The sequence below is a fragment of the Streptomyces sp. NPDC058678 genome (assembly GCF_042714835.1).
Taxonomy (GTDB): Bacteria; Actinomycetota; Actinomycetes; order Streptomycetales; family Streptomycetaceae; genus Streptomyces.
Window position 1 is genome coordinate 1 of record NZ_JBHXSG010000122.1, and the last position, 13,079, is coordinate 13,079.

11 protein-coding genes, 1 tRNA gene and 1 pseudogene are annotated in these 13,079 nt (G+C 70.8%); 5 read left to right on the plus strand and 8 right to left on the minus strand.

Annotation, left to right across the window (positions count from 1 at the left end; all coding sequences use genetic code 11):
• The 4 genes and pseudogenes from ACFWWR_RS46720 to ACFWWR_RS46735 all read left to right on the plus strand — a co-directional run.
• Positions 1-94: pseudogene (locus ACFWWR_RS46720) on the plus strand (carbohydrate ABC transporter permease); the annotation flags it as partial.
• Between the two features lie 26 nt (positions 95-120).
• A complete protein-coding gene (locus ACFWWR_RS46725) occupies positions 121-1,434 on the plus strand; it encodes a glycoside hydrolase family 36 protein (RefSeq protein WP_384310496.1) in 1,314 nt (437 codons plus the stop codon).
• Entirely contained in the window at positions 1,431-3,443 is a 2,013-nt protein-coding gene (locus tag ACFWWR_RS46730) for a beta-galactosidase (RefSeq protein WP_384310481.1), read from the plus strand. Before ACFWWR_RS46725 ends, ACFWWR_RS46730 begins: the two co-directional genes overlap by 4 nt.
• Positions 3,444-3,532: 89 nt before the next feature.
• Positions 3,533-4,636 carry a hypothetical protein gene (locus ACFWWR_RS46735; protein WP_384310483.1) on the plus strand — a complete coding sequence of 368 codons (1,104 nt, stop codon included), beginning with the start codon at positions 3,533-3,535 and terminating at the stop codon, positions 4,634-4,636.
• Positions 4,637-4,699: 63 nt separating this feature from the next.
• Here the strand turns inward: ACFWWR_RS46735 and ACFWWR_RS46740 are convergent, their stop codons facing one another.
• The 4 genes from ACFWWR_RS46740 to ACFWWR_RS46755 all read right to left on the minus strand — a co-directional run bounded on the left by ACFWWR_RS46740 (position 4,700) and on the right by ACFWWR_RS46755 (position 9,553).
• On the minus strand, positions 4,700-6,163 hold the full coding sequence (locus ACFWWR_RS46740; RefSeq protein WP_384310485.1) for a GH1 family beta-glucosidase: 1,464 nt from the start codon (positions 6,161-6,163) through the stop codon (positions 4,700-4,702).
• A 131-nt stretch (positions 6,164-6,294) separates the two neighbouring features.
• Positions 6,295-7,197 (minus strand): carbohydrate ABC transporter permease, encoded by a 903-nt coding sequence (locus ACFWWR_RS46745; RefSeq protein ID WP_384310487.1) that lies wholly within the window; start codon positions 7,195-7,197, stop codon positions 6,295-6,297.
• Positions 7,198-7,208: 11 nt separating this feature from the next.
• A complete protein-coding gene (locus tag ACFWWR_RS46750; protein WP_383877672.1) occupies positions 7,209-8,222 on the minus strand; it encodes a carbohydrate ABC transporter permease in 1,014 nt (337 codons plus the stop codon).
• A 5-nt stretch (positions 8,223-8,227) separates the two neighbouring features.
• Positions 8,228-9,553 (minus strand): ABC transporter substrate-binding protein, encoded by a 1,326-nt coding sequence (locus tag ACFWWR_RS46755; RefSeq protein WP_384310490.1) that lies wholly within the window; start codon positions 9,551-9,553, stop codon positions 8,228-8,230.
• A gap of 356 nt (positions 9,554-9,909) precedes the next feature.
• Here ACFWWR_RS46755 and ACFWWR_RS46760 point away from each other — a divergent pair, with 356 nt between their 5' ends.
• Entirely contained in the window at positions 9,910-10,965 is a 1,056-nt protein-coding gene (locus ACFWWR_RS46760) for a LacI family DNA-binding transcriptional regulator (protein WP_217240236.1), read from the plus strand.
• Positions 10,966-10,999: 34 nt separating this feature from the next.
• On the opposite strand, the gene ACFWWR_RS46765 is transcribed toward ACFWWR_RS46760, so the two are convergent.
• The 4 genes from ACFWWR_RS46765 to orn all read right to left on the minus strand — a co-directional run bounded on the left by ACFWWR_RS46765 (position 11,000) and on the right by orn (position 12,836).
• Positions 11,000-11,287 carry a hypothetical protein gene (locus ACFWWR_RS46765; RefSeq protein WP_384310493.1) on the minus strand — a complete coding sequence of 96 codons (288 nt, stop codon included), beginning with the start codon at positions 11,285-11,287 and terminating at the stop codon, positions 11,000-11,002.
• A gap of 227 nt (positions 11,288-11,514) precedes the next feature.
• Complete coding sequence (locus ACFWWR_RS46770; RefSeq protein ID WP_383877662.1) at positions 11,515-12,012, minus strand: GNAT family N-acetyltransferase; 498 nt, start codon at positions 12,010-12,012, stop codon at positions 11,515-11,517.
• A gap of 71 nt (positions 12,013-12,083) precedes the next feature.
• Positions 12,084-12,156 (minus strand) — tRNA-His (locus tag ACFWWR_RS46775).
• Between the two features lie 77 nt (positions 12,157-12,233).
• Positions 12,234-12,836 carry an oligoribonuclease gene (gene orn, locus ACFWWR_RS46780; RefSeq protein ID WP_383877660.1) on the minus strand — a complete coding sequence of 201 codons (603 nt, stop codon included), beginning with the start codon at positions 12,834-12,836 and terminating at the stop codon, positions 12,234-12,236.
• Positions 12,837-13,079: the final 243 nt, after the last annotated feature.

Here is a 13,079-nt window from a genome sequence, read left to right on the forward strand (position 1 = left end):
CGCCCTGCTCACCGCGATCCCCACCCTGATCGTGTACTTCGTGCTCCAGCGCCAGTTCGTCAGCGGACTGACCCTGGGCGCCAACAAGGGCTGACCGCCCCCAGCTTGAAAGAGATGTCCGTGCACAACCCCTTCACCCCGGTCGCCTCCGTGTCCGTGGACCCGCGCACCGCCCGCGTCCACGAGGAGGGCTGGCAGTCCTGGAGCCCCAGCGGCGCCTACGCCCTCGACGAGACGCCGTACCGCCCGACGAACGACAACTGGGCGACGGTCTGCTACCGACCGGGCGTCACCGTCCCCGAGGGCACCTTCCAGGGCGAGGGCCTGCTGGCGCTCGACCCGGGTGACGGATCGCCGGTCCGGCTGTGGGCGGCGGCGGAGCCGCTGACGGAGGTCCCCTCGATCCGCCTGCTCGTCGAGGGCGACACGGCGGAGATCAGCGCCGACGGCCCGGTGAAGGAGTTCACGGGCACGGGCATCCAGTCGACGCTGGCGGACTGGGCCGCCGGTCTCGGGGTCGCGGCCCCGGGACCGGCCCCCACGGTCTGGTGCTCCTGGTACGAGTACTTCACGGCCGTCACCGAGGACGACATCCACGAGAACCTGCGCGCGATGGACACCCTCGACCTGCCCATCGACGTCGTGCAGATCGACGACGGCTATCAGAAGGCCCTCGGCGACTGGCTCACCCTCTCCGGCCGCTTCCGCTCCCGCGCCGGCATCGCCGAGGCGATCCGCGCCCGGGGCCGCCGGGCCGGCATCTGGACGGCACCCTTCCTCGTCGACCCGGCGAGCGACCTGGCCGCCGAGCACCCCGACTGGCTGGTCCGGGGAGCCGACGGCGGCTTCGCGCACGCGGGCCGCAACTGGGGCCACGACCTGAGCATCCTCGACACCACCCACCCGGCCGCGGCGGAGTACCTGGCCTCGGTCTTCACGACCCTGCGCTCAGAGGGGTACGACTACTTCAAGGTCGACTTCCTGTACGCGGGCGCCATGGACGGCGTACGGCACGGCTCGGACGACGCCCTCCAGGCGTACCGCTCCGGTATCGAGCTGATCCGCGAGGCGATCGGCCCGGACGCGTACCTGCTGGGCTGCGGCGCGCCCCTGCTCCCCTCCATCGGCCTGTTCGACGCGATGCGGGTCAGCCCCGACACCGCCCCGCACCGCCGCCCCGAGGCCGACGACTACTCCCAACCCGGCCAGGACCCGGCGGAGTTCACCGGCGTCGGCCGCCAGTGGCAGCACGGCCGCCTCTGGATCAACGACCCCGACTGCCTGATGGCCCGCCCCGCGGTGGAGACCCGGGAGCGGTGGGCGGCACATGTGGCGGCGACGGGCGGCCTGATGGCGTCCAGCGACCGGCTGTTGTCGCTGGACCAGTGGGGCGTGGAGACAACCCGTCGGCTCCTCACGGGAGCTGCCCGGTGAGCACCTTGAACGTTCCGGGCATCGCCTACGGCGGCGACTACAACCCCGAGCAGTGGCCCGAGGAGGTCTGGGCCGAGGACGTACGCCTCATGCGTGAGGCCGGCGTCACCATGGTCAGCGTCGGCATCTTCTCCTGGGCGCTGCTCGAGCCGTCCGAGGGTGTGTACGACTTCACACTCCTGGACCGGATCCTGGACCTGCTCCACGAGAACGGCATCGCCGCCGACCTGGCGACGCCGACGGCGGCCCCACCGGCGTGGTTCTTCCGCGCGCATCCTGAGGCGCTCCCGGTGGACCGGGACGGCCGCGGACTGTCGTACGGCAGCCGTCAGACGTTCTGCCCGAGCAGCCCCGCCTACCGCGAGGCCGCCCTGCGGATCGCGGGGGAACTCGCCGCGCGGTACGCCGCTCACCCGGCCGTCGTGATGTGGCACGTCCACAACGAGTACGGCTGCCACAACGCGGAGTGCCACTGCGACACGAGCGCGGCGGCGTTCCGGGTCTGGCTGCGGGCGAAGTACCGGAGTCTCGATGCGCTGAACGACGCCTGGGGCACCACCTTCTGGAGCCAGCGGTACTACGACTGGGACGAGATCATCCCGCCCCGCGCCACCGGTGCCGTCCCCAACCCGACCCATCAGCTGGACTGGCGCCGCTTCTGCAGCGACGAGCTGCTGTCGCTGTACAAGGCGGAGCGGGCCGTCCTGCGAGAAGCGGCCCCCGGCACACCGGCCACCACCAACTTCATGGTGATGTACGCCTTCGACGCGCTGGACTACTGGCGCTGGGCCCCCGAACTGGACGTCGTCTCCAACGACCACTACCTCCGCTCCACCGACCCGGAGTCGGAGATCGACATCGCGCTGAGCGGCGACCTGGTCCGCTCGCTGGCGGGCGGCCGGCCCTGGCTGCTGATGGAGCACTCGACGGGCGCGGTCAACTGGCAGCCGGTCAACCGGGCCAAGACGGCGGGGGAGTTGCGGCGCAACGCCCTCGCCCATGTGGCACACGGCGCCGACGGCATCGCCTACTTCCAGTGGCGGGCCGCCAAGGCGGGCGCCGAGCAGTGGCACTCGGCGATGCTGCCGCACGCGGGCACGGACAGCCAGATCTGGCGGGACGTGGTCGCACTCGGCGCCGACCTGAAGGCACTGGCCGAGGTGCGCGGCAGCACGGGCACGGCGTCCGTGGCCGTCGTCTGGGACTGGAACGCCCGCTGGGCCCTGGAACTCCCGTCCCAGCCGAGCGAACAGGTCCGCTACCTGGACCTGGTCCGTGCCTGGTACGAGCCCCTGTGGCGGTCGGGCGTCGCCGTGGACTTCGTACGCCCGGACGCCGACCTGTCGTCGTACCGACTGGTGCTGGCCCCGAACCTCTACCTGGTCGACGACGAGGGCGCGGCGAACCTGACGCGCTTCGCGGAGGGCGGCGGCACGCTGGCGGTCGGCTTCCACAGCGGGGCCGTCGACGAGAACTGCCATGTACGGCTCGGCGGTTACCCGGGCGCGTTCCGGGACGTGCTCGGTGTGTACACGGACGAGCTGTTCCCGCTGCTGCCGGGCGAGTCGGTGAGCCTGAGCGGGGGTGGCACGGCGTCGCTGTGGTCGGAGCGCGTGCGCCTGGCCGGCGCCGAGGCGATCACCTCGTACACCGAAGGCACGCTCACCGGCATCCCGGCGGTGACGCGTCACGACTTCGGCACGGGTACCGCGTGGTACGTGGCGACCCTGCCGGACCCGTCGACGCTGGCCGCGCTCCTGGACCGCGTCCGCGCGGAGGCGGGCGTGGCGCCGGTCCGGGTGACGCCCGAGGGGGTGGAGGCGGTGCTGCGGCGCGGGCCGGAGGCCGACTACCTCTTCCTGATCAACCATGGTGACCGGGGCGCGGAGGTCGACGTGGCGCCGGACGCGACGGAGCTGCTGGCGGCCAAGCGGGTCGACGGCGGCCGGGTGACGGTGGCGCCGGGAGACGTCATGGTCGTACGGGAACCGCGCTCGACCACGCCATGAGCGGCCAGGGACGACCCCGTTGGCCTTCTTGCTGGCCAACCGGGTCGTCCCTACCCTGATCGTCGGGGCGTCGACCAGGGGGAGCGGCTGTGGTCAGAGAACCGTCCGGCGAAGAGATGCTCCAGGCGGTCGAGGCGCACGTCGCCCGGCGCGGCCTCACCACCCGGCTGACCTCGCCCGGCACGGCGGACCTCACCTGGCAGTCCCTGCTCGACTTCCGCGTCGTCCGGTCCATCGAGACCCGCGACGAGCGGCCGATGCGGGAGCCGGGCAGCCGGGGCGAGATCGCCGGCCGCCCGACGTACACCGACATCCGCGCGTACCGCGTCGACCCGCCGACCGACCCGGAGCGCCACAACGGCCTGCTGCTGGTGCGCCGGGGCACGCTCGACGAGGTCCTGTGCGGCGACTGCCACGGCGGTACCAACGAGTGCGCGGCGTGCGGCGGGCGCGGCCGCAGCGACTGCCCCCGGTTCGTCGACTGCGCCGCCTGCCAGGGAGGCCCCGACGCCTGCTGGGAGTGCGAGGGCACCGGCCGCCCGCGCACCCGCCGGTCCACGGCGTCCCGGCACCCCCACGCCACCGCCGGGGAACGGGCCGCTCGGGCCACCTGCACACGCTGCCGGGTTCCGGACGTGGCCTGCCCGAAGTGCCGTGGCCGACGCCAACTGGACTGCCCTGCCTGCAAGAAGGCCGGTTTCGTGGAGTGCGAGGCCTGCGAGGGCACGAAACGGGTCACCCACCAGGAGTGCCAGGGCACCGGCCGCTTCACCGTCTGGACGGAGGGATTCGTGGACCACACCCCTCACCACGACAAGGAGCGACAGCTCGGCAGGCTGGACCTGCGGCGCTCGACCGGCAACGCGGGCGACTGGCGCGAGACCGTCCTGACAAAGGCCACCGACAAGCTTCCGGACGACCTCGAAGACGCCCACCGGGAGCTGGTCACGCCCCGACTGGCCGTGCGCAAAGGGGAAGTGGCCCGCCGCGTGACCCTCCGCCACCTCCCCCTGGCCGTCGTCAGGGTCCACGCCGACCCGCACCGCGACTACTACGTCTTTCCCTCCCGCACCGGCATCGAGGTCGCCTCCCGTCCCACGAGGGAACGCGTCCGCCACTTCGCCGCGATCACCGCGGCCGCGGCGGTCGTCGTGGCCCTCGTGGTGGCGCTGGTGGTGGCGGTGCTGGGGTGAGGCACCTCGGGGCGCGGCACCCCCGTCGGATACCGCGCCCCGTCCCCCGCTTCCCCCTGGGTGTTAGTCCGTTGCCGCCAGCGGCGGCAGGTCCTGCGACGTCACCGGCGGAAGCGCTCCCGTGCGGGCCGCCTGGGCGTACCAGTGGGCGCTCGACTTCGGGGTGCGGGCCAGCGTCGCGTAGTCGACGTACACCGCGCCGAAGCGCTTGCCGTAGCCGTACGCCCACTCGAAGTTGTCCATCAGGGACCACAGGTAGTAGCCCCGGACGTCCGCGCCGTCCGAGATGGCGCGGCGGACCGCGCGCAGATGGCCGTGGAGATACGCGATCCGCTCGGGGTCGTGCACGCGGCCGTCGGGGTCCGGCTTGTCGTCGTAGGCCGCGCCGTTCTCGGTGATGTACAGCGGCAGACCGGGAGCCTCGCGCGAGTAGCGCATGATCAGGTCCTGCAGGCCCGTCGGGTCGATCGTCCAGCCCATCTCCGTACGCTCACCCGGAGTCTGGTGGAAGGCGACGTCGTCCGCCCCCGGCCAGGGCGAGTACGAGCTGGAGCCGTGGCCGTCGGCGCGCGGGCCGTTCGCGTGCGGGTCGGTCGCCGAGACCAGCGCCGGCGTGTAGTAGTTGAGGCCCAGCGCGTCCAGCGGCTGGTTGATGGCCGCCAGGTCGCCGTCCAGGACGTACGACCAGTCCGTGATCAGCTCCGTCGCCGCGAACAGCGTCTCCGGGTACGCGCCGTGCAGCATCGGCCCGTGGAAGACACCGTTGGCCAGGTCGTCGATCCTCCGGACCGCCGCCAGGTCCGCCGGGTCCGACGAAAGCGGCCTGACCACAGAGGAGTTGAGGCTCACCGCCACCGAGTTGCGGGCCGGCATCGCGGCACGCAGGGCCGTGGTGCCCAGGCCGTGCGCCAGGTTCAGGTGGTGCGCGGCCTTGAGGGAGGCCGCCGGGTCCGTACGACCGGGGGCGTGCACCCCGGAGGCGTAGCCCAGGAAGGCGCTGCACCACGGCTCGTTGAGCGTGATCCACTGCTCCACCCGGTCGCCGAGCGCCTCGCCGACGATCTGCGCGTACTCGGCGAAGCGGTACGCCGTGTCGCGCTCGGGCCAGCCGCCCGCGTCCTCCAACTCCTGCGGCAGATCCCAGTGGTAGAGGGTGACCGCCGGCTTGATGCCGTGCGCGAGCAGCTCGTCCACCAGGCGGCGGTAGAAGTCCAGGCCGACCTGGACCGCCGGACCCCGCCCCGTCGGTTGCACCCGCGGCCAGGAGATCGAGAAGCGGTACGAGGTCAGGCCGAGCTCCGCCATCAACGCCACGTCGTCGCGGTAGCGGTGGTAGTGGTCGACAGCGATGTCACCGGTCTCGCCGCCGGACGTCTTGCCCGGCGTGTGGCTGAAGGTGTCCCAGATGGAGGGCGTACGACCGCCTTCCCGCACCGCCCCCTCGATCTGGTAGGCGGAGGTCGCGGCGCCCCAGAGGAAGGCGGGGGGAAAGGTCACCGGGGTCGCCGGCGTTTCGGAATCAGGCATGGAAGCGCTCCCATAGGAGGTCGTGGAGACCGACAGGTGGAGGGGGGAGGGGAGAGGGGAGAGGAGGGGGAGAGAAGGGGCCGAGGCGGCGATGGCTCGGCCCCCGGAAGCAGGGGTGAACAGGGCAGGACTCAGCCCTTGACGGCGCCCTGCATGATGCCGCCCACGATCTGCTTGCCGAAGATGGCGAAGACGATCAGCAGCGGCAGCGTGCCCAGCAGCGCACCGGCCATGATCAGGGACTGGTCGGGCGTGAAGCCCCGGCCGAGTCCCGCGACAGCGACCTGCACGGTCGGGCTGCCGGTCTGGGTCAGCACCAGGAACGGCCACAGGAAGTCGTTCCACGTCTGGACGAACATCAGCATCCCCAGGACGGCCATCGCGGGCCGCGCGGCCGGGAACACCACGTGCCACACCACCCGCCAGCTGCTCGCGCCGTCCACCCGGGCCGCCTCGATGATCTCGTCCGGCAGCGCCTGGATCAGGTACTGCCGCATGAAGAACACGCCGAAGGCGCTCACCAGCGAGGGGAAGATGACGGCCTTCAGCTGGTCGGTCCAGCCGAGCTCGGCGACCATCATGTACAGCGGGATCACGCTGAGCTGCGGCGGCACCATCATGGTGCCGATCACGATCAGCATCATCGCGCCCCGGCCCTTGAAGCGCAGTTTGGCGAAGGCGAACCCGGCGATCGTCGACAGGAACACGACGGTCACCGCCGACACCCCCGCCACGAACGTGGTGTTGATGAACGCCTCGCCGAGGTTGGCGTCGTTCCAGGCGATCTCGAGGTTGTCGAAGAGGTTCGAGCCGAACCAGAACGGCGGCGGCGTCTGCGCCAGGCGCTGGGTGTCGCGCGAGGCGGCGATCGCCGTCCACACCAGCGGGAACAGCGAGCCGATGGTGAACAGGGCGAGGATGATGTACGCGACGGGACCGGCGTGCATCTGCCCGCCCGCGCGCGCCGACTTGGGCCGCCGTATCCGCTTGGGCTTCTGGTCGGTCGTATCCACCGGGGTCAGTGTCGTCGTCACGGCCGGTTCTCCTAACTACTGGCGCGCAGCCGGCGCGAGATGACGTAGTTGACGATCCCGATCACGATGAGGATCAGGAACATCGTCCAGGCGATCGCCGAGGCGCGGCCCAGGTGCTGGTTGACCCAGCCCTGCTCGTACAGGTACAGGCCGAGTGTCTGGAACTGGTGCTGGGAGCCGCCGGAGGTGCCCTTGTTCGCGTCGAACAGCAGGGGCTCGCCGAACAGCTGGGAAGCACCGATGGTCGACACGACCACGGTGAACAGGATGGTCGGGCGCAGCGACGGCAGGGTGACGTGGATGAACTGCCGCCACCGGTTGGCCCCGTCCAGGGCCGCCGACTCGTACAGGTCCTGCGGGATCGCCTGCATCGCGGCCAGGTAGATCAGCGCGTTGTAGCCGGTCCAGCGCCAGATCACGATCGACGAGACGGCGATCTGGGAGGCCCACTTGTCGTTCTGCCAGTCGATGTTGTCGAAGCCGACGGCGTTCAGCGCCCAGTTGATCATGCCGTAGTCGCGGCCGAAGAGCAGCACGAAGACCAGGGACGCGGCGGCGATCGACGTCGCGTAGGGCGCGAGCATCATGACCCGGTAGAAGGTCGAGCCGCGCAGCTTGTAGTTGAGGATGTGGGCGATGCCCATCGCCATCATCAGCTGCGGAACCGTGGAGATGATGCCGATGGTCAGGGTGTTCTTCGCGGCGTTCCAGAAGAAGTCGTCGTCGAAGATCCGGGTGTAGTTGCGCAGGCCCGCCCACTCCATGTCGGTGGGCGCGGTCATCTCCACCGTGTGCAGCGAGGCCCAGCCGGTGTAGATCAGCGGGAACAGGCCGAACGCGAGGAAGAGCAGGAAGAACGGCGAGACGAACGCGTACGGGCTCCAGCGCATGTCCCGCTGCCAGCGGCGGGACAGCCGGGCCCGGCGGCGCTTGTCCGCCTCGGGCACGGCGTCGGCGGGCGGGCGGCCCGGGGCCGCGCCCCCCTCCTTGAGGGGGAGCGCGGCGGTGTCGTGCCGGGTGGCCATACCGGTCACTTCTCCAGGTTGTTGTCGATGGTCTTGGTGGCCGTGTTCCAGGCTTCCTCGGCCGACTTGCCCTGGGTGACCAGGATGACGCCGTTGTCGGTCAGACCCTGCTGGATGATCTGGTCCTTCGGGCCGATCACCTGGGCGGGGATCTGCTTGGCGGCGTCGGCGAAGATCGTGCCGATCGGGGAGTCACCGGTCATGTCGTTCTTCGCGCCGGTGACCTGAGGCATGGTGTAGGCGGCCGGGGCGCTCGGGAAGCTGCCCTGCTTGGCGAAGAGCTTGGCCTGCTGCTCGGGCGCGGTCAGCCACGCGGCGAGCTTCGCGGCCTCGTCGGCGTTCTTGCCGGACTTCGGCACGGCGAGGAAGGTGCCGCCCCAGTTGCCGGGCTTGGGCGAGGTGGCCACGTCCCACTTGCCGGCCGCCTCGGGCTTCGACTTGCCCTTGATGTAGCCGAGCATCCACGGCGGGCAGGACATCGCGGCGAACTTGCTGTTGGCGATCGTCGTGTCCCAGGCGGGCTGGAACTGCGTCTGGTTGCCGATCAGCCCGTCCTCGGCGGCCTGCGCCGTCAGGTTGAAGGCCTTCTTGATGGCGGGGTTCGTCTTGTAGATGACCTCGCCGGAGGCGTCGTAGAACTTCTCGCTCTCACCGCTGACGATCGCGTTCAGCAGACCGCCGGGGGAGTCCAGGAAGGTGGTGCCCTTGGGCGCCTTCCCCTGGTAGTCCTTGCCGACCTTGACGAACTCCTCCCAGCTGCCCGCCCACAGCTTGCTGACCTCTTCGCGCTCGGACGGCAGTCCGGCCTGCTCGAACAGGTCCTTGCGGTAGCAGATGGCCATCGGGCCGACGTCGGTGCCCAGACCGATGGTCTGGCCGTCCTTGGTGGTGGCCTGCTTCCACTTCCAGTCGAGCCAGTTGCTCGACTGGACGCCCGACACCTTGGACAGGTCCATCAGCTTCGCGGCCTGGGTGTTCACGACCTCGGCGATGTTGCCGACCTCGACGGCCTGGATGTCCTGCAGGCCGCTGTTGGTGGTCAGGTGGTTGACGAGAGAGGGATAGTAGTTCTCGTTCCGCTCGACGACGTTCTCGGCGATCTTGATGTCCGGGTTCAGCTTCTCGTACTCGGCGTAGAGGCCGGCTTCCTTGAAGCCCTGGGTGCCGAAGAGGCCCAGCGTGATCGTGGTCTTGCCGCCGCCTTCGCCCGAAGACGAGCCGTCGCCGCCGTCGTCTCCGTCGTCGGCACAGCCGGCCAGCAGCCCGGAGCCCAGCGCGGCGACGGCCGCGAGGACCATCGTCTTGCGGGCGATTCGGGTACGTGCTCGCATTGCGTCCTCCTGTTGCCCTGACGTGCCGACCCCCCGGCCAACTGCATTGTTGGGCCCGTTAGTTCTAGCTGCGGCTCGGGCGGGGAACGTGCGGGATGTGTATGTGTCAGGTACCGTGGGAGCGCTCCCACCGGTGATGTGTTGAAGCGTCGTCGGTCCGAGCGGGGGTGTCAAGGGACTAGGACCGGAGAGATGCGTTCAGTTATCGGGCTGTTAACTGGAACCAAGGGATCGCGTTTCAGCCACCCACGCACGTCACCCTGCGGAAACCCGGGAGCCGACCACGAGCGGGCTCCCCTCCGGCAGGACTGTTAGATTCCAGGCCAAACGCAAGGGTCGACGGGAGGGCTAAGCCCATGGCAAGCCACGGAGCGCGGAGCCGGAGTGGTGGCCGGCCCACCCTCGAAGAGGTGGCAGCCCGTGCCGGCGTCGGCCGCGGCACGGTCTCCCGGGTGATCAACGGCTCGCCGCGGGTCAGCGACGCCACCCGCGCCGCGGTGGAGGCGGCCGTGGCCGAACTCGGCTACGTCCCCAACACGGCCGCCCGCGCCCTCGCCGCCAACCGCACCGACGCGATCGCCCTCGTCGTCCCCGAGCCGGAGACCCGCTTCTTCGCCGAGCCGTACTTCTCCGACATGCTCAAGGGCGTCGGCGCCGAGCTGGCCGACACGCAGATGCAGCTGCTGCTGATCTTCGCGGGCAACGACCGGGAACGGGCCCGCCTCGCCCAGTACCTCGCCGCCCACCGCGTCGACGGCGTCCTCCTGGTCTCCGTGCACGCCGACGACCCGCTGCCCGACCTCCTCTCCCAGCTGGAAATACCGGCTGTGATCAGCGGCCCGAGGTCCGCCGGGGAGACACTCCCCTCGGTCGACTCCGACAACTTCGGCGGCGCCCGCTCGGCAGTCGAGCACCTGCTGGCCCGCGGCTGCCGGGCGGTCGCCCACATCACCGGCCGCCTCGACGTGTACGGCGCCCAGCGCCGCGTCGACGGCTACCGCGCCGCCCTGCTCGACGCGGGCCACGAGGTGGACGAGCAGTTGATCCAGCCGGGCGACTTCACCGAGGAGGGCGGCCGGCGCGCGATGACCGAGCTGCTCGCCCGCCGCCCCGACCTGGACGCCGTCTTCGCGGGATCGGACGTGATGGCGGCCGGCGCCCGTCAGGTCCTGCGCGAAAAGGGCCGCAGCATCCCCGACGAGGTGGCGCTCGTCGGCTACGACGACTCGGCCATCGCCCGCCACATGGACCCGCCGCTGACGAGCGTCCGCCAGCCCATCGAGGAGATGGGCCGCAGGATGATCGACCTGCTGCTGACGGAGATCGCGGACCGCCGCCCCGCGATCACCCGGGAGCTGGAGCGCCGGCAGGTGGTCCTGGCGACGGAGCTGGTGGCACGGAGGTCGTCCTGACGAGGCCCGGCCCCCGACCGGTGGACAGGCGACGCTAGCGGTGCCGCCACCGGCGGGGCCGCCGCCCCGGATCCTCGGTGCGGTGCGCGATCAGCCAGACCACGCCCAGCAGCACGGCACCCGTCAACCAGAAGAAGATCACCAGCCAGGCGCCCACGGAGCTGTCCGGATCGTCGGCCTCCCGGCACAGCTCCCCGACGCACGACCCGTTCGCCTCGCCCGCCGCGTCGAGGGCGATCACGAGCCACAGCAGCATCGCCAGGTTGAACCCGACGATGACCCAGGTCAGCAGTCGCCCCCGATGACTCCGGCGCGACCGCATCACGAGCCTCCCAACCTCGCGAACGGCTCATAAGCCGACAATACGCCCACCGCTCGACGGGCGGCAGCCGGTCGGCGGACTGCGGCTGAGGTGTTGCCCGCCTTCCGTGCCTCCTGCGATCGCGGTGAACGGGTCGGTGGCGTAGGCGGGTTGAGCGGGCGCGGAGGCGTGGAGGCGTAGAGGCGTGGAGGTGTCGAGGCATGGCGGTGGGCGGTGGGCGGTGGGCTTCAGCTCCGCAGGGCGAGCCGCCACCGCCGTTCCCCGTCGTGCTCCTCGTCGGTCGGTGTCAGTCCGGCCGCCGCGGCCACCGCCTCCGACGCGAGATGCTCGGGGTGGATGTGAGCGACGACCGTCCGTACGCCCCGCCGCCCGAGCCCGTCGACCAGTGCCCGCACCGCCTCCGAGGCGAAGCCGCGGCCCTGCCACGGCGTGCCGACCACCCACGCGATCTCGGCGGTGTGCTCCCGCGCGACCGTCGCCTGGACGGTGCCCACGAGACAGGCGTCCGTGCGCAGCCGCAGCACCCAGTTGTGCCAGGTGACGTCCGGGTCCGGCGAGCCGGCGACGAGTCGGTGGTAGCGGGATCGCAGGGCGTCGGGGGAGTCGGGGATGCCGCCGATGAAGGTGTGCAGGGCCGGATCGGACAGGACGACGGCCATCTCCGCGGCGTGTTCGACGCGCAGGGGGAGTAGGTCGAGGCGGGAGGTGGAGAGGGGCTCGGACACCGGCTCAGCGTAGGCGCCCTGAAACGACTTCAGCCGGTGCCTTGTCTCCAAGGCACCGGCTGAAGAATCAGGGTGAGTGACGGGACTTGAACCCGCGGCATCCTGGACCACAACCAGGTGCTCTACCAGCTGAGCTACACCCACCATGTCGGCTGTTCGGATCTCTCCGACCGGCCGAGAAAAAGTGTACAGGGTCCGAAGGGGTGCTCGCGTCCGACTTCTTACTGCGCAGGCAGGACGTACTTCGCGGCGATCTTCTTCGCCGTGTCCGAGTCGGGCCCCGGCTGCGGTACGAAGACGGCCTCGCGGTAGTAGCGCAGTTCCGCGATGGACTCCCGGATGTCGGCGAGGGCGCGGTGGTTGCCGTTCTTCTCCGGGCTGTTGAAGTAGGCGCGCGGGTACCAGCGGCGGGCCAGCTCCTTGATGCTGGACACGTCGACGATCCGGTAGTGGAGGTAGTCCTCGAGGGTCGGCATGTCCCGGAGCAGGAATCCGCGGTCCGTGCCGACGGAGTTGCCGCACAGGGGGGCCTTGCCCGGTTCCTTCACGTGCTCGCGTACGTACGCCAGGACCTGCGCCTCGGCGTCCGCGAGCGTCGTGCCGCCGGAGAGCTCGGTGAGGAGTCCGGACGCGGTGTGCATCTGACGCACCACCTCCGGCATCGTCTCCAGTGCCTGGTCCGGCGGGCGGACGACGATGTCCACACCGTCGCCGAGGATGTTCAGCTCGGAGTCGGTGACGAGGGCGGCTACCTCGATGAGCGCGTCGTCGGACAGCGAGAGGCCGGTCATCTCGCAGTCGATCCACACCATGCGATCGTTCATGCGACCACCCTACGGCTGGCGTGCGCTTTTGTGGTCCCCGGTGTAGCTGTGAGCGCTACTGGGGGCTGGGCCCCCGGGCCCCGGCCCTTTGCCCATCCACGGATGAGGAGGGGACGGGTGGGGGGGGGGGGGGCAGCTTTCGCCCCCCCCCCCCCCCCCCCGGCGGTGCGGGGCCGGCCCCGCCCCCCCACGACCGTCAGCACCGTCAGGTGGCAGGCGAAGCTGCCGGGCAGCCACGGCCAC